General features: G+C 61.6%; 19 protein-coding genes and 1 pseudogene. 13 read left to right on the top strand and 7 right to left on the bottom strand.

Features of this window, described 5'->3' with window-relative positions; translation table 11 throughout:
* The 5 genes from DUPY_RS28305 to DUPY_RS04535 all read left to right on the top strand — a co-directional run.
* On the top strand, nucleotides 1-1,824 hold a 1,824-nt coding region (locus tag DUPY_RS28305), incomplete at its 5' end, for a beta strand repeat-containing protein (RefSeq protein WP_229255236.1).
* Between the two features lie 4 nt (nucleotides 1,825-1,828).
* Nucleotides 1,829-2,578 carry a FecR family protein gene (locus DUPY_RS04550; protein WP_070246653.1) on the top strand — a complete coding sequence of 250 codons (750 nt, stop codon included), beginning with the start codon at nucleotides 1,829-1,831 and terminating at the stop codon, nucleotides 2,576-2,578.
* Between the two features lie 97 nt (nucleotides 2,579-2,675).
* Entirely contained in the window at nucleotides 2,676-5,066 is a 2,391-nt protein-coding gene (locus DUPY_RS04545) for a heavy metal translocating P-type ATPase (protein WP_070246652.1), read from the top strand.
* A complete protein-coding gene (cueR, locus tag DUPY_RS04540) occupies nucleotides 5,063-5,455 on the top strand; it encodes a Cu(I)-responsive transcriptional regulator (RefSeq protein ID WP_070246651.1) in 393 nt (130 codons plus the stop codon). The genes DUPY_RS04545 and cueR overlap by 4 nt, the downstream gene beginning before the upstream one ends.
* A 52-nt stretch (nucleotides 5,456-5,507) precedes the next feature.
* Nucleotides 5,508-6,242 carry a glutathione S-transferase gene (locus tag DUPY_RS04535; protein WP_070246650.1) on the top strand — a complete coding sequence of 245 codons (735 nt, stop codon included), beginning with the start codon at nucleotides 5,508-5,510 and terminating at the stop codon, nucleotides 6,240-6,242.
* A gap of 3 nt (nucleotides 6,243-6,245) precedes the next feature.
* Here the strand turns inward: DUPY_RS04535 and DUPY_RS04530 are convergent, their stop codons facing one another.
* Entirely contained in the window at nucleotides 6,246-6,440 is a 195-nt protein-coding gene (locus tag DUPY_RS04530; RefSeq protein WP_070246649.1) for a heavy-metal-associated domain-containing protein, read from the bottom strand.
* Between the two features lie 76 nt (nucleotides 6,441-6,516).
* Nucleotides 6,517-6,801, bottom strand: coding sequence for a type II toxin-antitoxin system HicB family antitoxin (locus DUPY_RS04525; protein ID WP_070246648.1), 285 nt, complete (start codon nucleotides 6,799-6,801; stop codon nucleotides 6,517-6,519).
* Between the two features lie 471 nt (nucleotides 6,802-7,272).
* Between DUPY_RS04525 and DUPY_RS04520 the strand changes: the two genes are divergently transcribed.
* Nucleotides 7,273-10,050, top strand: coding sequence for a TonB-dependent receptor (locus DUPY_RS04520; RefSeq protein ID WP_084640538.1), 2,778 nt, complete (start codon nucleotides 7,273-7,275; stop codon nucleotides 10,048-10,050).
* A gap of 87 nt (nucleotides 10,051-10,137) precedes the next feature.
* Complete coding sequence (locus DUPY_RS04515) at nucleotides 10,138-12,168, top strand: S9 family peptidase (protein ID WP_070246646.1); 2,031 nt, start codon at nucleotides 10,138-10,140, stop codon at nucleotides 12,166-12,168.
* Between the two features lie 78 nt (nucleotides 12,169-12,246).
* Here the strand turns inward: DUPY_RS04515 and DUPY_RS04510 are convergent, their stop codons facing one another.
* The 3 genes from DUPY_RS04510 to DUPY_RS04500 all read right to left on the bottom strand — a co-directional run bounded on the left by DUPY_RS04510 (nucleotide 12,247) and on the right by DUPY_RS04500 (nucleotide 15,414).
* On the bottom strand, nucleotides 12,247-14,163 hold the full coding sequence (locus DUPY_RS04510; protein WP_070246645.1) for a PhoH family protein: 1,917 nt from the start codon (nucleotides 14,161-14,163) through the stop codon (nucleotides 12,247-12,249).
* 291 nt (nucleotides 14,164-14,454) lie between these two features.
* Nucleotides 14,455-14,919 (bottom strand): peroxiredoxin, encoded by a 465-nt coding sequence (locus DUPY_RS04505; RefSeq protein ID WP_267875804.1) that lies wholly within the window; start codon nucleotides 14,917-14,919, stop codon nucleotides 14,455-14,457.
* Nucleotides 14,920-15,021: 102 nt separating this feature from the next.
* Nucleotides 15,022-15,414, bottom strand: a complete 393-nt coding sequence (locus tag DUPY_RS04500) for an Mth938-like domain-containing protein (protein WP_070246654.1) — start codon at nucleotides 15,412-15,414, stop codon at nucleotides 15,022-15,024.
* 182 nt (nucleotides 15,415-15,596) lie between these two features.
* Here DUPY_RS04500 and DUPY_RS04495 point away from each other — a divergent pair, with 182 nt between their 5' ends.
* The 4 genes from DUPY_RS04495 (at nucleotide 15,597) to DUPY_RS04480 (ending at nucleotide 19,123) form a co-directional block, all read left to right on the top strand.
* Nucleotides 15,597-16,829, top strand: a complete 1,233-nt coding sequence (locus DUPY_RS04495) for a pyridoxal phosphate-dependent aminotransferase (protein ID WP_070246644.1) — start codon at nucleotides 15,597-15,599, stop codon at nucleotides 16,827-16,829.
* Nucleotides 16,830-16,856: 27 nt separating this feature from the next.
* Nucleotides 16,857-18,179: a homoserine dehydrogenase gene (locus DUPY_RS04490; protein WP_070246643.1), complete on the top strand. Its 1,323-nt coding sequence runs from the start codon at nucleotides 16,857-16,859 to the stop codon at nucleotides 18,177-18,179.
* A 127-nt stretch (nucleotides 18,180-18,306) separates the two neighbouring features.
* The gene (locus DUPY_RS04485; protein WP_070246642.1) at nucleotides 18,307-18,657 is read left to right on the top strand and encodes a low molecular weight protein tyrosine phosphatase family protein; all 351 of its coding nucleotides are present in this window, start codon (nucleotides 18,307-18,309) and stop codon (nucleotides 18,655-18,657) included.
* On the top strand, nucleotides 18,650-19,123 hold the full coding sequence (locus DUPY_RS04480) for a YcxB family protein (RefSeq protein WP_070246641.1): 474 nt from the start codon (nucleotides 18,650-18,652) through the stop codon (nucleotides 19,121-19,123). Before DUPY_RS04485 ends, DUPY_RS04480 begins: the two co-directional genes overlap by 8 nt.
* A 167-nt stretch (nucleotides 19,124-19,290) precedes the next feature.
* On the opposite strand, the gene DUPY_RS04475 is transcribed toward DUPY_RS04480, so the two are convergent.
* Nucleotides 19,291-19,743, bottom strand: a complete 453-nt coding sequence (locus DUPY_RS04475) for a VOC family protein (RefSeq protein WP_070246640.1) — start codon at nucleotides 19,741-19,743, stop codon at nucleotides 19,291-19,293.
* A gap of 122 nt (nucleotides 19,744-19,865) precedes the next feature.
* Nucleotides 19,866-20,496 (bottom strand): annotated as a pseudogene (locus DUPY_RS04470) (tyrosine-type recombinase/integrase).
* 357 nt (nucleotides 20,497-20,853) lie between these two features.
* Between DUPY_RS04470 and DUPY_RS28810 the strand changes: the two are divergent.
* Complete coding sequence (locus tag DUPY_RS28810; RefSeq protein WP_071651581.1) at nucleotides 20,854-21,228, top strand: hypothetical protein; 375 nt, start codon at nucleotides 20,854-20,856, stop codon at nucleotides 21,226-21,228.
* A gap of 95 nt (nucleotides 21,229-21,323) precedes the next feature.
* Nucleotides 21,324-21,632, top strand: a complete 309-nt coding sequence (locus DUPY_RS04465) for a hypothetical protein (RefSeq protein ID WP_167359028.1) — start codon at nucleotides 21,324-21,326, stop codon at nucleotides 21,630-21,632.
* The last annotated feature ends 146 nt before the right edge of the window (nucleotides 21,633-21,778 follow it).

The raw sequence follows: 21,778 nt of genomic DNA, 5'->3' as shown, positions 1-21,778 counted from the left end.
GGCATCAACAAGTCCGTGACGGTGCAAAACGCCAGCCTGTCCGGTACTGATGCCGGTAACTACGTGCTGTCTTCGACTACCGGCGTCACCAGCGCCACCATCGCGCAGCGCGTCCTGACCCTGGGCTTTACCGGTAACGACAAGGTATATGACGGCAGCACCGGCGCCCGGGTGGCGATCAGTGACGACCGACTCGCCGGCGATGCCGTGAGCGCCTCGGCCAGTGCATCCTTTGCCGACAAGAATGCGGGCAGCGGCAAGGCAGTGGCGGTGCAGGGCGTGGCCCTGTCCGGTGCGGATGCCGGCAATTACCGCTTGCTCGATACCGCTGGCGTGACCACCGCCAGCATTGCCCGCGCAGCACTGACCCTGAACACCGTCAGCGCCAGCGACAAGGTGTATGACGGCACCCAGGCGGCCAGCGTCAGCGGCACGGTGGCCGGCGTGATCGGGCAGGATGCAGTCAGCCTGGCTGGCGGCAGTGGCGTCTTTGCCGACCGCAACTTTGGTACGGGCAAGGCCGTGGCGGTGAGCGGCTTCCAGTTGGCTGGCAGCGACGCCGGTAACTACACCCTGGCGTCCAACAGCGGCGTGGCGCAGGCGAACATTGCACAACGCGCCCTGTCGACCTGGATCGGCGCCAGCGGCGGCTTGTGGAGCGACACTGCCAACTGGGAAGGCGGCGTGGCGCCAAGCGGCAGCAACGTCCTGGCAGCCGATTTTGCAGCGAGCACCGGCACCGTGGTGTACTCGGCGGCAGCCGGCGACACCGTCCTCAACAGCTTCACTTCGCGCGGTGGCCTGAACCTGACCGGCGGTAGCCTGCTGGTCAATGGGGCGCTGAGCGCGGCCAACTACGTACAAAGCGGCGGCTTGCTCGGCGGTGCGGGCAATGTCACGGTCAGCAACAGCTTCAGCCAGAGCGGCGGCGCCATCAACGTTGGCGGCAACCTGGCGATTACCCAGGCCAGCGGCGACCTGCGCTTTGCCGCCCTGACGGCCAATGCCATCAATCTGAGCGCAGGCACGGGCGCCATCAGCCAGAGCGGCGCCCTGGTGGCCAGCAGCCTGGCAACGCAATCGCAGACCGGCACGGTACTGAACGACGCCGGCAATCGCATGAAAAGCTTTAGCGCCAGCAACAGCGGCGCCGGTGGCATTGCCCTGACGACGACCAGCGCGCCAGACCTGCTGGTGCTGGGCAGCCTGGCCACCGGCAGCGGCGATGTGCGTATCGACAGCACGGGCGGCGTCGAAAGCCATGCCATCACCAGCAACGGCGGCAACGTCACGCTGATCGCGCACAGCCCCGTCAACGTGCAGGGCGCCATCAGCGGTAATGACGTTACCATCGACGCCAGTACCGACGTGCGCTTCGGCGACGGCGCACGCATCAATGCCACGCGCACGGTCGCGGTCACGGCTGGCACCGGCGTGACGTTTGCCGGCGCGGCCACCGTCGATGTGCTGGCGGCGGGCGGGATCAATGTGCTGGCCAAGAATGGCGATCTGACGGCCGCCGATACCGTGCGCATCAACAGCCGCAGCGCACCCGTCACCTTGCTGGCGCCAAATGGCACGGTGCGCGTGCCGGCCTCGGTCATGGTCGGCGTGCCGGTGACCACGCCGGTTATCCCCCCCGCAACAGTGAGCCTGCCGAGCAATGCCGTGGCCGCTCTGGCCGACACGTATAACCCGCTCAACCAGGTCAATACGTCCAACACCGTGAGCAGCCCGCTGTTGACGAACACGACATCGACAGAATCGACGAAGGAAGCAACAGATGAATCCAAAAGCGGTATCAAGAAATCCTATTGCAACTAGGTCGATGCTGGCCAGCGCCATGCTGTGGCTGATGCTGATGAGCATCAGCCTGCACGCGTTCGCCCAGGTCGCCGGCACGGTGACGCAGGTGAGCGGGCCGATGATGGCGAAAAAGGCCGACGGCAAGGTCAAGATCCTGTCGGTGAAATCCGAAGTGGAGTCGGGCGATACGCTCATTACCGAGAAAAACACCTATGCGCTGGTGAAATTTATCGACGACAGCGAAATCACCCTCAAGCCGGCCACCACGTTTGTCGTGGAAAAGTTCACCTACCAGGCCGACCAGCCTGACGCCGACCAGGCCAGCTTCAACCTGGTCAAGGGCGGCTTGCGTTCGCTGTCGGGCTTGCTCGGCAAGCGCAGCAAGGAAAAATTCAGCTTGAAAACCCCGGTCGCCACCATCGGCATTCGCGGCACTTTTTTCACGGCCGAGTATGTTGGCGCCGGTAGTTACACTGTGCCGCGCTCGCCGTCGTCCCCGGCCGTGACGCCGGCGGGGACAACGCTGGCGCCAGGCCTGTACACGTCGGTGACCACCGGACAGATCGCGGTAAGCAATCCTGCCGGCACGCTCACTTTTGCTGCCGGCCAGTTCGGCTACACGTCGAGCTTTACCATGCCGCCCATATTGGTGCCGACCAACCCCGGCCTGCCATTCAAGCCGCCAGCCAGCTTCAGCATCAACGGGGCGGGCGCCAGCCCATCCACCACGGCGTCCGGCAAGTCCGGCAACGTCGATTGCGAAGTGCGTTAGGAAGCTCAAAACGGGCCCGGTGCGTAATTTCGCTTGACCTTCCCATCGTTGGATAGTCGATCCTGTCGGTATTCTTCATCTACACAGGAGCCGTGACATGCAACAGTCCGCTCAATACAGTTTGTCGTTCGGCATCGATGGCATGACCTGCGCCTCGTGCGCGGGCCGCGTCGAACGGGCGCTGGCCGGCGTTGCCGGCATCGATGACGCCAGCATCAACCTGGCCACCGATACGGCGCGCGTGACCAGCACCGCGCCGATTGCGCTGGCGCCGCTGCAGGCCGCCGTGGAAAAAGCCGGCTATGCGCTGGTCACCACCGACATCGACCTGGGCATCGAGGGCATGACCTGCGCCTCGTGCGTGCGCCGCGTGGAAAAAGCGCTGCAAAAGGTGCCAGGCGTGCATGCCGCCAGCGTCAACCTGGCCACCGAAAGCGCGCGCATCAAGGTCAGCGGCGTGGAACCAGCGGCCCTGATCGCCGCCCTCGATGCGGCCGGCTACCCGGCCACGGTGGCCAACCATGACAGCACGTCACCCTCCAATACTGCACCGGCGCGCGATGGCTGGAAAGTGTTGCTGTCCGCCGCACTGTCGCTGCCGCTACTGCTGCCGATGCTGCTCGAATGGGCCGGCCTGCACTGGACGCTGCCGGGCATGGTGCAATGGGCGCTGGCGACGCCGGTGCAGTTCTGGCTCGGCTGGCGCTTTTACCGGGCCGGCTGGAAAGCGGTGCGGGCCGGCGCCGGCAATATGGATTTGCTGGTCGCCCTCGGCACCAGCGCTGCCTATGGCCTGAGCGTATACCTGCTGCTGGCCGGCCACGGCGGCATGACGCACCTGTATTTCGAGGCCTCGGCCGTCGTGATCACGCTGGTCCTGCTGGGCAAGTGGCTCGAAGCGCGCGCCAAGCGGCAAACGGCTGCGGCCATCCGCGCGCTGCAAGTGCTGCGCCCCGAGTCCGCCCGCGTGCGCCGAGACGGCCAGGAGCACGACGTGCCGATGGACCAGGTGCGCCTGGACGACCTGGTCGTGATCCGCCCCGGCGCCAGGGTGCCGGTGGACGGCGTGGTGCTGGAAGGCGCCAGCGACGTCGACGAATCGCTGATTACTGGCGAGAGCCTGCCCGTGAGCAAACATGCTGGCCAGCCGGTGACGGCCGGTGCGGTCAATGGTGCCGGTGTGCTGCTGGTGCGCACCAGCGCCGCGGGCGCAGAAACCACGCTGTCGCGCATTATCCGGCTGGTGGAAGATGCACAGGCCGCCAAGGCGCCGATCCAGCACATGGTGGACAAGGTCAGCGCCATTTTTGTTCCGGTGGTGCTGGCCCTGGCGCTGCTGACTTTGCTGGGCTGGTGGGGGACCACCGGCGACCTGCAAACGGCGATCATCAACGCCGTCGCGGTGCTGGTGATCGCCTGCCCCTGCGCACTGGGCCTGGCGACGCCTGCCGCGATCATGGCCGGCACCGGCGTGGCGGCGCGTTACGGCATCCTGATCAAGGACGCCGAAGCGCTGGAGGTGGCGCACGCGGTGACCACGGTGGTGTTCGATAAAACCGGCACCCTGACGTTAGGCAAGCCGGCACTGGCGGCCATCCATGCCCATGGTGTGGCCGAAGAGCGCCTGCTGCAACTGGCGGCGGCGATCCAGGCTGGCAGCGAACACAGTCTGGCCAGGGCCGTACTGGATGCGGCAACTGCCCGCCAGTCGGCGCCGCTGGCTGCCAGCGGCGTGACCGCCTTGCCGGGGCGCGGCCTGGCGGCCAACGTCGATGGGCTGGCGTTGCGGCTGGGCAGCACGCGCCTGATGCGCGAAGAGGGCGTGGACCTGGCGCCGCTGCAAGCGCAGGCGCAGGCGCTGGAGCAGGGCGGCCACACCATTTCGTGGCTGGCGTCCGGTAAGGAATTGCTGGGCCTGTTCGCCTTCAGCGATCCGGTCAAGCCCGGTGCGCGCGCGGCGATTGCCCGGCTGCAGGCGCAGGGCATTGCTGCCGTCATGCTGACCGGCGATAACCAGGGCAGCGCCCAGGCGGTCGGCAAGCTGCTGGGCCTCGATACGGTGGTGGCCAATTTGCTGCCGGCAGACAAAGCCGCTAGAATCGCCGCATTGAAGGCCACGGGCGCCAAGGTCGCGATGGTGGGCGACGGCATCAACGACGCACCGGCGCTGGCGGCGGCCGATGTGGGCATCGCCATGTCCACCGGCACCGACGTGGCCATGCAGGCGGCCGGCATTACCCTCATGCGCGGCGACCCGGTGCTGGTGGCGGACGCCATCGAGATCTCGCGCCGCACCTACAGCAAGATTCGCCAGAACCTGTTCTGGGCGTTCATCTACAACCTGGTGGGTATTCCGCTGGCCATGCTGGGCTTGCTGAACCCCGTGGTGGCCGGCGCCGCCATGGCGGCGAGCTCGGTCAGCGTGATCGGCAACGCGCTGCTGCTGCGCCGCTGGAAACCCGCCAACCAACGAGGGAGCGCCACATGAATATCGGCCAGGCCGCTACGGCTTCCGGCATCACCGCCAAGATGATCCGCTATTACGAGAGCATCGCCCTGGTGCCGCCGGGGCGGCGCTCCGACGCCGGCTACCGCATCTACAGCGAGGACGACCTGCACGTGCTGCGCTTCGTCAAGCGCGCCAGGTCGCTGGGTTTTTCGCTCGAGCAGATCCGCGAGCTGTTGTCGCTGTGGCAGAACAAGGCGCGCGCCAGCGCGGACGTCAAAGCTATTGCGCTGGGCCACGTGGCAGACCTGAATCAGCGCATCGCCGAACTGACCGAGATGCGCGACACCTTGCAAACGCTGGCCGGCTGCTGCCAGGGCAACGACCGGCCCGATTGCCCGATCCTGCAAAGCCTCGGTGATCCGGCGTAAGCTGTTCCCGAAGCTGGCGCGGCGGTTTTGCGGGCGGTGCTAGCATCGGGGCATGACGACACCATACCAACTCACTTACCAACTCTACTATTGGCCCAACCTGCAAGGGCGTGGCGAATTCGTGCGACTGGCGCTGGAAGAAGCGGGCGTGGCTTACGAGGACGTGGCGCGGCAAAAGAAGGGTATGCCTGCGCTGCAGGGCAGCCTCGATTTCGACGAGGTGGATCATCCGGCGTTTGCGCCGCCGGTGCTGCGCGCGGGCGAACTGCTGATCGGCCAGACCGCTAACATCCTGCTGTTTCTCGGCGCCCGGCACGGCCTGGCGCCGCGCGCCGAAGCCGGGCGGCTGTGGGCCAACCAGCTGCAACTGACGATTGCCGACATCGTCAATGAAGCGCACGACACCCATCACCCGCTCTCGACCAATCTCTATTACGAAGACCAGCAAAAGGCCGCCAACGTGCGGGCACAGGATTTCGTTGCCGAGCGCATACCGAAATTTCTCGGCTACTTCGAGCAAGTGTTGGCCAACAACCGGGGACGCGGCGCCTATGCGGTGGGTTCACGGCTGTCGTACGTGGATTTGTCGCTGTTCCAGCTGATGGCCGGCTTGCGCTACGCATTTCCCAACGCAATGGCGCGCCAGGAGCACGGCTGGCCACGGCTGGTGGCGCTGCACGACGCGGTCGCTGCGCGGCCGCGCATCGCCGCCTACTTGGCGTCGAAGCGCCGGATACCATTCAACGAAGATGGCATCTTCCGCCGGTACCCGGAACTTGACGGCTGAGGTTTAAGCCGTCACCGGAAAGCCGGCATCAACGATCGCCGCCTTGATCGGCGCCAGGTCGGCGCCGCTGTCGATGCGCACCGTCTTGCTGGGCAAATCCACTTCCACCGTGGCCGCCGCATCGACCGCCTGCACCGCGCGCGTGACGGCGCTGACGCAATGGCCGCAGGTCATTTCTTCCACTTGTAGCTGATACATGATGTTCTCCTGACAGGTTGGGATCATCATACTGTAAGGGTTCCAGTGGTGGAAAGGTCAAGCGTGCCGCCGTTTTTTAGCCCAGCGGCGGATCGTCGAGTCGCGCCAGGTCGAGGCTGACCAGCGCCCAGATGCCGTCGGCGTAGCTCGGTTCGCGCGACAGGTATTCCACCTCGGAGGCCTTCAGTTCGAAGGCCTTGCCCTGTTCGACCAGTTGCCCCACGTGGCCGTAAATGGCCTTGGTGGCGTTGCTCATGGCGCGGTCCACGGTCTCGCCGCTGGTGGTGCAGCCGGGGATGTCGGGCACGGTCACGCCGTACCGGCTGCCGCCGTGCTTTTGGATCAGAATTGGAATGTCCATCGTGTCACCTCGGCCGGGTCCAACTTCAGGAGAATCAACGACTTGAAGTCTCAGTGTCGTACAGTCGCTGCCACGTTTCAAGCAATTTCGTCATTCTTGTGGAAAAACCTGCTGCTTCCACCTCCTCGCTCCCCTCCAATAATTTTCATCTTATGCACCAAGGCATGCGCCAAATTGGTGAGTTTTGTTCACGACGGTGCAAATTCAAGATTGAATTTAATTCTTATAAAAACGATAAAATATAAAGATAATTTTCTGAAATTCAATAATAAATAAGAAAAATTCGAGATAGTGGATAAAAAGCGACATTAAATTATATTTGTAACTGATTGAAACAGTTTCGGCTGCATAATAAATATTCTTGCTTTTACGGAATCATTATTGGTAGTAAGTAGTTTGCCAGTAATGGTTGTGATCGCTGGAGTCGGGGCTGTAACTTATAAAAAATTGACTGCATAAAAGGGAAGAGCGATGTTATTAAAAGAGAAAACCAGTGTCATCTTGGTGCGGTTGGCGATCGGGACTTTTGCCGGTACGGCGCTGCTGGCACAACTTGCTCATGCACAGGACGCCAACCTGGCGGCCAAGCCGGTGGCCCAGGCCAAGGTTGACGACGACAGCAATCCTGCCGTACAAAAAGTGTATGTGACCGGTTCCAACGTGCGTCGCATTTCCCTGGAAACCGCATCGCCAGTACAGATCATCACCCGCGACGAACTCACCCGTGGCGGCGCCACCTCGCTCAACGAGGTGCTGCGCACCATCTCCGCCAACGTGGGCGGCATCGACGAAAACCGCACCAACGGTTTCAGCGCCGGCGCCGCCGGTCTGAACCTGCGCGGCTTCGGTAGCCAGGCTACCCTGATGCTGATCAATGGCCGGCGCCTGGCGCCGTATGCGCAGCCCGAATTTCAGACCACCTTTGTCGACCTGAATTCGATCCCGGTCGGCGCGGTCGAACGGGTCGAAATTCTCAAGGATGGCGCTTCGGCGATTTACGGCTCGGAAGCGATGGCCGGCGTGGTCAACATCATCCTGCGCGACAGCTTCGAAGGCCTGGAACTGGGCGGCTCGCTGGGCGAGTCCAGCCGCAACGACGGCAAGCAAAAACGCGCAACCGTCAGCTTCGGCAAGGGCAGCCTGGTCGAAGACCACTTCAACGCCTACGTGACCCTCGACGTGCGCCAGCGCGATCCGATGTACATGTACAACCGCGACGACTACCTGGGCACCCAGGACCTGCGCGCCTACGGTTACAAGGACAACCGTTCGCTGTACACGTCTCCGGGCAATATCTACTGGACCGACAAGGCGACCAACGCGCTCACCTCGCGTACGCTCGACAGCAACTGCCCGGCCGACCGCCTGGCGCCGGCCTCGCGCGTGCTGGGCGCCACGTCCACCGGCCAGGCTTGCGTGTTCGATGATTACAAGGACAGCTCGATCAATTCCGCCGGCAAGACCGACCGTTTCGGCCTCACCAGCCGCCTGACCTGGCAGCCGACCGCCAGCACCACCGTGTTCAGTGAGCTGATGTTCAATCGCAACAAGGCCACCGTTACCGGCCTGCTGCACTGGTTTGCTGGCCAGAACGGCCAGCCGACCGGGGCGTTGCCGATCACCCACCCGCAGTATCCGAAAGAGCTGATCGGACCGGACGGCAAAACCCTGGCCGGCGGCAACGGCACCGTGCGCGTGCGTGCATCGCTGCGCGACTTCCCGGGCCAGGGCCAGAACAACACGACCGATTTCGGCCGCTACCTGGTGGGCGTCAAGGGCGACTTCAAGAACTGGGACTGGGAAACCGTCTTGCTGCGTACCGACAGCAAGGTCACCTCGCGCAACACCAGCGCCATCCTGGCCACGCCGTTCATCGACGCGTACAACAAGGGCACCTTCCTGTTCGGTGGCGGCGCCGCCAACCAGGCGCTGTACAGCACGATCACCGCCAACCCGTCCAACGGCTTCAAGTCGGGCCTGACCCAGATCGACGGCAAGGTGTCCGGCGAGTTGTTCAACTTGCCGGCCGGTGCGGTTGGCCTGGCAGTGGGCGCCGAGTTGCGTCGCGAAACGCTGTCCACCAATCCCGATCCGCTGGCCGTTGAAGGCGAGCTGTACCATCAGGCGCAATTGCCGCCCGGCTTCTCGAACAGCCGCCGCATTTCGTCGATGTTCGTCGAATCGACGATTCCAGTGTTGCCGTCGCTGGAAGCCCAGCTGGCGCTGCGCTATGACCACTACTCGGACTACGGTAATTCGACCACGCCGAAAGTGGGCCTGAAATGGAATGCCACGTCGTCGTTCGTGGTGCGCGGCACGTACGCCGAAGGCTTCCGTGCGCCAACCCTGGTGGAAAATTCGACCGATGTGCGCAACGCGTTCCTGTCGTTCCGCGATCCGTTCCGTTGCAACGCCAGATTTACCCTCGGTTGCAGCGGTTCGAGCGCGTACCAGAGCGGCGCCAACCCGGCGCTGCAGCCGGAAACGGCCAAGAGCTACACGGTGGGCGTGGCATGGGAACCGAGCCCGTCGTTCCTGGCGACGCTGGACCTGTTCCAGATCAAGCGTGTCGATGAAATCGGCACCTACGACCTGTCCAAGGTGCTGGCAGATCCGGCCCGCTACGCCAACGATCCTGCTGCTGTCATCACCCGCGCCGCGCTGACCGACGCCGACCGTCTGGCCGGCGCCACCGCCGGTGAAATCACCAACATCCGCATGTTGCTGACCAACGTGGCGGTGTCCCAGATCCGCGGCGCCGACCTGAAACTGACGGGCCGCCTGAACTTGGGCGAGTACGGCGTGCTGACGCCAACGCTGAACGTGAGCTACACGCAGTCGTTCAAGAGCGCGCCGTCGCCAACCTCGGACCTGATCGAATATGCGGGCACCCGTGGCACGCCGTCGGTCCAGGCCAACCTGGGCCTGGCGTGGAAGAAGGCGGCGTATGCGCTGTCGGCCGACACCATTTTCGTCGGCAAGATGGCTTCGGTGGCGGACCGTACCACCGAGTGCGTGATGGCGACCGAAGGCTACCCGCAACTGTGCACCGGCATTCCGTCGTTCACCGTGGTCAACCTGGGCGGCAGCTACAGCGGTTTCAAGAACACCAAGCTGAGCTTTGCGATCCAGAACGCCTTCGACCGCAAGCCGCCGTTCCACCCGAACGACGGCGCCAACTACTTCGCGCCGCTGCATAGCGCCATGGGACGTTACTTCCAGTTGACCGCCGATTACAGCTTCAACTAATCGCGGCAGGACCGAAGGCGCCGTGACCGCGAGGTCACGGCGCCTTCGACCGTTCCAGTGTTTTGTTCCCGAATCGAGGAGACAGTTTTGAATCGACGCATCATTCCCGCCGTGCTGGGCGCCTTGCTGCTGGCCGCCGGCGCCTATAGCCCCGTGGCGCAGGCCGACGCCTCCATTCCCATCGCCGATTTCTTCAAAAAAGCCGAGTTCAGCGGCGCCCCGGTGTTGTCGCCCGACGGCCAGAACATGGCCGTGCTGACGCCGCGCAACGGCCGTTTCGTGCTGGCGGTGATCAATCTCGACACGCGCGCCTCGACCGTGGTGGCCTCCGACCCGGAATGGGACGTGGCCAATCCGATCTGGGTTAACAATCGCCGGCTGGTGTTCAGCATCAACAAGGGCGGCGAAGAAGTGATGGAAAAGCAGACCGGTGGCGGCCTGTTCGCGGTCAACAGCGACGGCACCAGCTTTCGCAAGCTGGTCATCAGCATCAAGGAAGCGACCAGCGCCAACAAGCCCTACAAGCCGGTCTCGGTGCTGACCCGCGTCGGTGGCGACAGCAACGACCTGATCGTGGTGAACAACGAGCGCGGCCGCGATGCCGACCTTGGCGCCAGCGACGTGTTCCGCCTCGATACCACCAACGGCCGCATGGCGCTGCTCACCTTTAACAATCCGGGCGCGGTCAGCGGCTGGGTGCTCGATCATGACAACGTGATCCGGGTGGCATCGTCGATGACGGTGGAGGACAGCAGCAAGCGCATCATCCAGACCGTGTACCTGCGCGACGACGAGAAAGCACCGTGGAAAGCAATCTACAAGGCTTACCTCGACGAAGGCAAGGACATGAATCCACTGGGCTTCGATTTCGACAACAAGACCTTGTTTGTTGCGGGCCGCTTCAACGGCCGTGACAAGGCAGGTGTGCACATCTGGAATACGGCCAGCAATACCGCCGGCGAACTGATCGCGGAACACCCCGAGGCCGATATCCCGGCCGGCCTGATCTTCGACGAAAGCCGCAAAAAAGTGGTGGGCGTTTCGGTGCAGGGCATGAAGCCGGAAATGTATTATTTCGACGAGGACTATGCCCGCCTGCAGGCCATGCTCGACGCCAGCCTGCCAGGCGAGCGCGTGCGGTTCCAGTGGAGCGGCACCCATGCCGTGGTGTTCACCTCGAGCACCAGTAATGTCGGCAAGCTCTACCACTTCGATACCGCCAAGAAGACGCTCGAGCCGCTCTACAGCGTCAAGCCTGAACTGGAAGGCAAAAAGCTGTCGGAGCAGACCGTGATCCGCTACCAGGCGCGCGACGGCATGAGCATACCGGCCTACCTGACCCTGCCCGAAGGCCGCCGGGCCAAGGCGCTGCCGCTGGTGGCCTACATCCACGGCGGCCCGCACGCGCGCGATGGCTACGGCTTCGACCCGATCACGCAAATGCTGGCCTCGCGCGGCTTTGCCGTGCTGCAGCCGCAGTTCCGCATGTCCACCGGTTTCGGCTGGAAGCACCATGTCGCCGGCTGGAAGCAATGGGGCCTGGCCATGCAGGACGACATCACCGATGGCATCGAGACGCTGGTCAAGCAGGGCGTGGTCGACCGCAACCGCGTGTGCATCATCGGCGCCAGCTACGGCGGCTACGCCACCATGTACGGCCTGGTGAAAAACCCCGACCTGTACAAGTGCGGCATCAACTGGGTGGGCGTCACCGACGTCAAGATGCTGTTTACCGTGAACTGGTCCGACATGTCGGGCCCGGTGATGGACAACATCGGCGCGAAAATGCACGGCGATCCGAAAACCGACGATGCCTACTTCGCCAAGGTCTCCGCCATCGGCCATGCCGACCAGATCAAGGCCCCGGTCCTGATGGCTTACGGCAGCGAAGACCGCCGGGTGCCGCTGATCCACGGTGAAAAAATGCGCGACGTCTTGCTCAAACAGGGCAATACCGTGGAATGGATGGTGATGACGGGCGAGGGCCACGGCTGGTCCAAGGAAAGCAACAACATCAAGTGGGGCGAAACCGTGTACCGCTTCATCAATCGCTACATCGGCGACGGCGCCACTGCAGCTGCTACCACCGCCACCACGGCAGGAGCAGGCCAGCCTTAATCGCTACCATCTCGGCAGGCATAAAAAAACCCCGCCGGCAGCGCTGCCGGCGGGGTTTTTTGTGACGACGTTGTTTACTTACAGCACTTCGCTGGCGTGATCGGCCAAACGCGAACGCTCGCCGCGCGCCAGGGTCACGTGGCCGCTGTGCGCCCAGCCCTTGAAGCGGTCCACCACGTAGGTCAGGCCGCTCGAGCCTTCGGTCAGGTACGGCGTGTCGATCTGGGCGATGTTACCCAGGCACAGGATCTTGGTGCCGGGACCCGCGCGCGTGACCAGGGTCTTCATCTGCTTGGGCGTCAGGTTCTGCGCTTCGTCGATGATGAGGAACTTGTTGACAAAGGTGCGGCCGCGCATGAAATTGAGCGACTTGATCTTGATGCGCGAACGGATCAGGTCCTGCGTTGCCGCGCGACCCCACTCGCCGCCGTCGGTATCGGACTTGTTGAGCACTTCGAGGTTGTCGTCGAAGGCGCCCATCCATGGCGACATCTTTTCTTCCTCGGTACCGGGCAGGAAACCGATGTCTTCACCGACCGGCACCGTCACGCGGGTGACGATGATTTCGTTGTAGAGCTTGGTTTCCAGCACTTGCGCCAGGCCGGCGGCCAGGGCCAGCAGGGTCTTGCCGGTACCGGCCTGGCCCAGCAGCGTGACGAAGTCGCATTCCGGGTTCATCAAGAGGTTCAGGGCAAAGTTCTGCTCGCGGTTGCGCGCGGTCACGCCCCAGACGTTGTTCTTGTTGTGGCTGAAGTCGCGCAGGGTTTGCAGTACGGCAGTTTTGCCGTTGATCTGCTTGACCTGGCCGTAGAACGGCGCTTCGCCGTTTTTAGGTTCGAGGAACACGAACTGGTTGGCCAGCAGCGACGGGATGAACGGGCCGGTGACGCGGTAGAACGTGGCGCTCTGGCCGTTCTTGTTTTCCTGCCACGATTCGAGGTCCTTGCCGTGCTTGTTCCAGAAATCGTCCGGCAGCTGGATGATGCCCGAGTACAGCAGGTCGGTATCTTCCATCACGTGGTCGTTGAAATAATCCTCGGCCGGCAGGCCCAGCGCACGCGCCTTGATGCGCATATTGATGTCTTTCGACACCAGTACGATAGCGCGACCCGGCTGGTCCGCTTCGAGCGAGCGCACCACGGCCAGGATCTGGTTGTCGGCCTTGCCCACCGGCAGACCCAGCGGCAGGTCGGCGGTTTGCATGCGGGTCTGGAAGTACAGGCGGCCCTTGGCGTCCTTGTTGCCGAGCTTGGACAGCAAGATACCGCTTTCGATGGCGTCGTCGTCCGTGTTGGAGACCAGCGCGTCGAGCGTGCGCGACACCTGGCGGGCATTGCGCGCCACCTCGGTCATGCCCTTCTTGTGGTTGTCCAGCTCTTCGAGCGTCATCATCGGCAGGTACACATCGTGTTCCTCGAAGCGGAACAGCGACGACGGATCGTGCATCAGCACGTTGGTGTCGAGCACGAACAGCTTGGTGGTGCCGGCCTGGTCCGCATTGCGGCTGGTGGACGACTTGATGCCCGACTCGTTGGCCTTGTGCTTGGTCGGATGCGGCGCTTCGGCGGCGATCGGCGTGACCTTGGAGCGCGATGGCGCAGCCTTGGTCTTGGCCACCGGTTTTGCCACGGTTGGCGCAGCAGGCGTTGGCACTGGCGCCAGCTTGGCGACCGGAGCAACGGTAGGGGCAGCCTCGGCGGCAGCCTTCAACACGGCCGGCGCAGCCCTCAATACGGCAGCAACCGCTTTCGACCTGGTGGTCTTGGTCGGCGCTTTGGCCACTGGCGCAGCAGGCGCCGGGACAGCCACAACTTTTGGTGAAGGAACCGCTTTGACAGCAGGCGCCGCTTTCTTCGGCGCCGGAGCGGGTGCTAACTCCACGACTTGGGCAGCGGCTGCCGCGATGGCGGACACGGGGCGCTGAGCAGTGGCTTGGGGGTAATCTTTTGCCGGCAGTATGGTCGCAGGCTTACTCGGTAATTTTGGCAGTGGCATCAGGATCTCAATCGAAAAATATCTGGAGGAATCCGCCCATAGGCGCAGCGCGCTTGGCCGCGTGGAAGCGGAAAGCGTTGGGACCGGATGGGGTGGATGCTGGGTAAAGCAGGAAACAAGACTGCCGATGGGCACACATCTCGCCCGGTGGTAGGACTGCATGGTGGCCGGTGGGCCACCAGTGAGGGGTGGTTGATTGACAGTGTAGACTCAAGATTGGTGAATACGCATGGTACTGCAACGGTTAAGCGACTCCGGGACCGCTGCGCGCCTGCCTGGGCCAGTGCGGCATCAGGCTTGACGCGCGACGAATTCCAGCACTTCATCAACGTGACCAGCAACCTTCACGCCTCGCCATTCTTTCACCAATTGGCCGTTAGCGTCAATCACAAACGTACTGCGCTCAATGCCGCGCACGGTCTTGCCATACATTTGCTTCATCTTCATGACACCGAACTGTTCGCACAGCGCTTCCTCGGGATCGGAAATCAGCTCGAAAGGCAGGCCCAGCTTGGACTTGAAGCTTTCGTGCGAGCGCAGCGAATCGCGGCTGACGCCGTAGATTTCTGTGCCGGCCGCCTGGAATTGCTCGTGCAGGTCGCGGAAGGCGATGTTCTCGGTGGTGCAGCCCGGCGTGTTGTCCTTGGGATAGAAGAACAGTACCGTGTGGCGCGCCGGACGGCCGGCCAGCTGGAAGGTCTGCGCGCCCGTCATGGCGGCGGAAAAATCGGTCACGGGGGATGGGCTATCAGCCAAAGACGTTCTCCTGGGGGTTGCGTGGCGCCGGTGCGGCGCGGTCTGTGTTGCTGCGATATGGGGACGGGCGGCGCGATTGCAAGGGTGTAAGGGGGTTATTAACTAAGCGGTAGTTTGTTCGGCCGTGTCGATAATCAGCGCCAGCGCCACCTTGCGGCCTTCGCCCATCAGGATGTTATAGGTGCGGCAGGCGGCCTGGCTGTCCATGCACTCGACGCCAATGCGGCGCAAGGTCAGCGCGGCAGTCAGGCGCGGGTGGATGAACCGCTGGCGGGCGCCGGTGCCCAGTATCACTACGTCGGGATCGTCGGTGCCGATCAGGTCGAAATGCTCTACGGTAAGAGACTCGAACGTCGGCGCGTTCCAGGCGCGCGGCGGCATCTCGGGCAGCACGACCAGGCTGTAGTTATAGCGCTGGGCGTTGATTTCCACGCCGGTCTGGTCGTAGCCGGTGATGGTTTGGTACTTTTGGGTATCGCTTTGATGGAGCTTCATGGTGATGTCTGCAAGAATGCTGCGGAAGTCTGTCATTCTACCGTCTTTCCCCTGTTTGACACCCCTCAAAGGTTGATTAAATGGGATGCTTTCGGCACAATCGTTATTTTCGCAATGCAGCAAGGCGGTAGCGCCGATTTGGCAGACCGCAGCGTTTTGCTTCACCTGAACAGGATTTTATTTTGCGACCGATTCAAAAATCTAACAAACTGGCGGAAGTCTGCTACGAGATCCGCGGCCCGGTGCCGGAAAAAGCACGCCAGATGGAGGAAGAAGGTCACAAGATCGTCAAGCTCAACATCGGCAACCTGGCCGTGTTCGGCTTCGACCCGCCCGATGAAATCGTGCAGGACATGAAGATCAACCTGTCCAACGCCGCCGGCTACACCGATTCCAAGGGCATGTTCGCGCCGCGCAAGGCGATCATGCATTACACGCAAAGCAAGAATATCGCCGGCGTGACCATCGACGACATCTACCTGGGCAATGGCGCGTCCGAGCTGATCGTGATGTCGATGAACGGCCTGCTCAACAACGGCGACGAAGTGCTGGTGCCGGCGCCCGACTACCCGCTGTGGACCGCGGCCGTGAGCCTGTCCGGCGGCAAGCCGGTGCATTATGTCTGCGACGATCAGCAGGAGTGGTACCCGGACATCGAGGACATGCGCAGCAAGATCACGTCCAACACGCGTGCCATCGTGGTCATCAACCCCAACAATCCGACCGGCGCGCTGTACCCGGTGTCGCTGCTGCTCGAGATTATCGAGCTGGCGCGCCAGCACCAGCTGATCATCTACGCCGACGAAATCTATGACAAGGTGCTGTACGACGGCGCCCAGCACGTCTCGATCGCCTCGCTGGCGGACGACGTGCTGTTCGTCACCTTCAACGGCCTGTCGAAGAATTACCGCGCCTGCGGCTACCGCGCGGGCTGGATGGTGGTGTCGGGAGAAAAATCCCATGCCAAGGACTATATCGAGGGCCTCAACATGCTGGCCTCGATGCGCTTGTGCGCCAACGCACCGGGGCAGTTTGCGATCCAGACTGCGCTCGGCGGCTACCAGTCGATACAAGACCTGGTAGGACCGGGCGGGCGCCTGTTGAAGCAACGCGACCTGGCCCACAAGCTGCTGACCGATATTCCGGGCGTCACTTGTGTCAAGCCAAAAGCGGCGCTGTACATGTTCCCGCGACTCGATCCGAAAATCTATCCGATTGCGGACGACCAGCAATTCGCTTACGAGCTGCTGGCTGAAACAAAAGTGCTGATCGTCCAGGGTTCGGGCTTCAACTGGATCGCGCCGGATCACTTCCGCGTCGTGTTCCTGCCCAATGCGGACGATATGACGGAAGCGTTTGGCCGCATGGCCAAGTTCATGGAAAGCTATCGCAAGCGTCACGGCGCCACTGTATAACCTCTGCAATCTATAGAAACGATTTATATGAAACCGATCAAAGTAGGTTTATTGGGCGTCGGCAATGTCGGCTCCGGCACGTTCAACGTCCTTGAACGCAACCAGGAAGAAATCCGCCGCCGCGCCGGCCGTGGTATCGAAATTGTGGCCGTCTCGGCCCGCAACCTCGAGCGCGCCAAGGAGCGCACCGGCGGCAAAGTCAAAGTCGTGGCCGACCCGTTCGACATCGTCAACGATCCCGAGATCGACATCGTCGTTGAGCTGATCGGCGGCTACGACGAAGCCAAGGCGCTGGTGCTGCAAGCGATCGCCAACGGCAAGCACGTGGTCACCGCCAACAAGGCGCTGCTGGCCGTGCATGGCAACGAAATTTTTGCGGCCGCGCAAGCGAAGGGCGTGATGGTGGCGTTCGAGGCGGCCGTGGCTGGCGGCATTCCGATCATCAAGGCGCTGCGCGAAGGCCTGACCGCCAACCGTATCGAATGGCTGGCCGGCATCATCAACGGCACCACCAATTTCATCCTGTCCGAGATGCGCGACAAGGGCCTCGACTTCGCCACCGTCCTGAAACAAGCGCAGGAACTGGGCTACGCCGAAGCCGACCCGACCTTCGACATCGAAGGCGTGGACGCCGCCCACAAGGCCACCATCATGTCGGCCATCGCGTTCGGCATCCCGGTGCAGTTCGACAAGGCCCACGTGGAAGGCATCTCGAAACTCAACGCGGTCGATATCCGCTACGCCGAGCAACTCGGCTACCGCATCAAGCTGCTGGGCATCGCCAAGCGCGCCACGGTGAACGGCAAAGAGGGCGTGGAACTGCGCGTCCATCCGACCCTGATTCCGAACAAGCGCCTGATCGCCAACGTGGAGGGCGCGATGAACGCCGTGCTGGTGCAGGGCGACGCCGTCGGCGCCACGCTGTACTCTGGCAAGGGCGCGGGCTCCGAGCCGACCGCCTCGGCCGTGATCGCCGACCTGGTGGACATCACCCGCCTGGCCACGGCCGATCCCGAGCACCGCGTGCCGCACCTGGCCTTCCAGCCCAACGCCATGACCAACATCGAGATCTTGCCGATGTCGGAAGTGACCACCAGCTACTACCTGCGCATGAACGTGGAAGACCAGCCGGGCGTACTGGCCGACCTGACCCGCATCCTGGCCGACGGCACCATCTCGATCGACGCCATGATGCAAAAGGAACCGGCCGAAGGCGAAACCCGCACCGACATCATTTTCCTCACGCACCAGACCCAGGAAAAGAATGTCACCGCAGCGATTGCCAAGATGGAGGCGCTGACCACGGTGCACGGCACGGTCACCAAGATCCGCCTGGAAAACCTGAGCTGACTTGTAAAAATCTTGCATTGTGGGCATTGCCCCGTCGTTCCGCATCGGCGGACCGCCGCGCAGGCGGGGACCCAATATAAAAGGGCGGCCTCCTGCGGGGAGGCCGCCCTTTTTCATTTGGAACCGTATGAAACCACCAGCCCAGCAAAAAACCAACATCCTGTTCGTCTGCAGCAAAAACCATTGGCGCAGCCCGACCGCGGAAACCCTGTGGCGCCGCCACCCCGAGCTCAATGTTCGCTCCGGCGGCACCAGTCCCAATGCCCGCCACCACGTCTCGGAAGACGATATCCGCTGGGCCGATGTGATCCTGGTTATGGAAGAAAAACACAAGTCGCGCCTGAAGGCCGAATACACCCGGCTGCTCGATTTCAAGCAGGTGCATGTGCTCGATATTCCTGACGAGTACAAGTACATGGATGCGGAACTGGTCGGGCAGTTGAACGAAGCAGTGCCGTCCATCCTGGGGATTGATTAACCGGATTTCTGCATGCAACAAGATCAAGCCGGAGTTCTGGGCGATAGCGCGGTCGAATTTCACGTCAACTACCGGCTTGCCGAGTACCTGGCCATCGTGGCTGCGCACTCTGTTGCCGATTTTGCGCGCGTCAAAGCCAGGCAGGGGCAAAACTCTCGGCCGTCGTGATGCGTGGACCCTGCGCTGCTGCGTCTATCTGTTTGCGCCGCCCATCTTCCTGTTCAAGGTGCTGCGAGTGGGGGCATGTGATTTCAGGATAGACAGCGCTGGCATTGTGCGCAGTGCGAAGTCCGGCGTGGTGACTGTGCCCTGGTCCGACCTGGTCGCCATACACGAGTATCCGGCAGGCTATCTGTTTGCGAAGAAAACCGGTGCGATGCCGGTGCCGTATCGCGTGCTGACCGATGTGCAGCGGCTAGCCCTGGATCACTTTATCGGCATTTATCGGCAGCGCTCGTTGGAGTAAGCAGATGAGTACCTGCGAGTACCTGCAAAAAAGCCAGGCTGAACGCGCGCTGATGGCGATCGCGCACAAATCTCGCTGAGCGCTGAGTGGCAGGCCCAGTTTTTAAATTCTGTAGAGTTACAGTTTGTGAGACTTTTCCCGACTTAAAGTATTCACCGACAGGCAGTTCACTCCGGATGTTGCATAAGTTCTATGGTGTGGCCGTCAGGTCCTCGGGTGTAGACCATGATTGTTCCGCTAGGCGCAGTTTGCGGTTCGCCGGTTGCCGTCCATCCATAAGGGGCCATGCGATTTAGCATTGCGCGAAGATCGGTCACGGCAAACGTCAAATGAGCCGAACCGACGTCGCATGGACGTTGTTTCAAAACCACGCGGTCTTCCGGCGAATCGTACTCAATCAGCTCAACTCTATATCCATCGGGGCCCTCCAGGAGAGCGTTTCTTAAATAAGCCCCCGACACCCCGACCACTTGTTCCATCGCGTGCCCACCGCCAAGCTCTTTGCGGTACACGAGTTGAAAGCCGAGGACCTCAGTCCAGAAATCAAGTACGCCATTGATCGACGCGACAGTCAGCCCAGTGTGCTCGGTGCGCAATACGGTAGATGTTTGGTCGTTCATAGGTGCATCCTGTTAACAGTCGAGGCCGCAGATTTATGCGAGAGTTAAGAATCCGGTCTGGACTTCCCCCATTACTTTAACAGATGACCGTTATGGGGCGACTTCGGGCGTCCCCCGTGTTCCTAGGCATCCGTTTGCTCGGCCATTTCGAGAGCGTCATCGACTTCGATATCCAGATATCGTACGGTGCTCTCCAAGCGCGTATGGCCCAGCAACAGCTGCACCGCTCGCCAATTTTTTTGTGCGCCGGTAGGTGAGTGTTGGCTTCGTCCTGCGCATCGTGTGCGTGCTGTATGGCATCGGGTCTAACCTTATTTCGTCGAACTATTGGTGGACAATACGTGCGTACTGCCGAGTCGAAAGGTGCGGCGATTCCGAGATTCGACTGGGAAAGAGAAAGTCGCCGTGGCGCAGCGCTGCGGCCGCTATCCAGTCTTCCAAGCGCTTCCTGGTTCCTGCGCTAAGTTCGAACTGGACGGGTTGCTTGGTCTTCTGCGGCATCACGCTGGCCCGCGCTGCCACATGGCCTCTATGGCAGACATCGTTGGCGCGCAGTTGGACCAAGTCGCAGCCACGCAATTTGCTGTCAATGGCCAAGTTGAAGAGTGCCAAGTCTCGGGCTCTGCCGAAGATTTCCAAACGAACGCGAATAGCCCAGATTTCGCTTACGCGAAGCGGTGCTTTCTGCCCCACCAACTTTCCCTTGTTCCACGGCGTACTGTGGCACGCGGAACCTTTCACTAAATTGTTCATGATAGACCTCTTGGATTGAAACTCTACTATGCGCTTGACTGGCGGCGGTCGCATCCGAAAGCAATGTGGTAATTGGTGAGCTTTTCATTTGTGCAACATGGTATCCTTGCTCATCGGCCGAGTGCGGCCAGGAGCAGACGGACACGAAAGGCAACATGAGATTGTTTAGATTCCTTTCGGTGTTGACCGCTGCCTCAGCTGCCATTGCGATAATGATGTGGGCTTGGAGTGAAATATCGATTGACCGATGCCTAGACAGTGGCGGGCGCTGGAACAGAGAGAAATCGGCCTGTGAGGGCGCGCCACGTTAGGCTGTTTTCGGCCAACAACGGACCTTCAATAACTATCGGAATTTGAATGCCAGAATTTTCTTGGGAACCGCTAGATTTTCTTGACGCCTTGGGCGTCGTACCTGTGGGCGAGGAGTATGGCATCTCCTACGGCTATTCCGTCGAACGCTCGCCGTTAAATTTAGCTCTTACCATTTGGCCGATGGCAGGTGACGTGGAACTAGCGATTCGATGTGATGGAGTTGCCGAGCCAGTGATACTTTTGAATCTTTTAGGTAGCCCTGGGGCGAGAATAGTCAACGGTAAGGACGGTAAATTCATCGAGTTCGCTGCGGCCAATTTATTCACTGGACGTTACGATATCACGCGTCCGGCCCCTTACGGTTTCCGTCTCAGGCTGGAACCTAGTTGGCAGGTAACGGCGTTTAGCTTCGACGTGTAGGGCTAAATTCGGCCAGGAGCGGTCATTCGGCCGGACGTGTTATGCAAGAGTCTGATGAACAAAACAGATACGGTCACGATGAGGAGAATGACTGCATGACTTTTCCTACGGTAGATTCCGCGCGACTAATTCGCGACGGTGGAATTGATGCGATGGCGGCTCTTGACGCCGTTATTTTCGAAGCTATCGAGGGTCTTTCGCCACAGGAGCAACAAATCATTAAGCGTGCTTTTGGCGAAGCGATGGGGGGAATCATTGTCAACCTGATTAACCCAGCGGTTCGGGCATTTCCTGAGCTTGAAACCAATCAATCTGCCTGGTCCGCGATCGCGGAGTCTCGCGCATCAATTCGCGCGAATCGGTCTGTCCGAGCACTCCTGCGTACGCCTTCGTCCAACGTCTGAAGGTCCGCGTTGGGGCGGCTCCGGCTCAGGGTAAGAATGTGTGAGCTTTGCAGGAGGGCAAGCTGCTATCCTGAACGCCATGGGCCGGTACCGGCCAGGAGCCGACGGTCACGAATAATACAAAATTGGATGGATGAACAAAGAAT

The sequence above is a fragment of the Duganella phyllosphaerae genome (assembly GCF_001758785.1).
In the GTDB taxonomy this organism is placed as follows: domain Bacteria; phylum Pseudomonadota; class Gammaproteobacteria; order Burkholderiales; family Burkholderiaceae_D; genus Rugamonas; species Rugamonas phyllosphaerae.
This window is presented reverse-complemented; position numbering and strand designations above follow the sequence as displayed.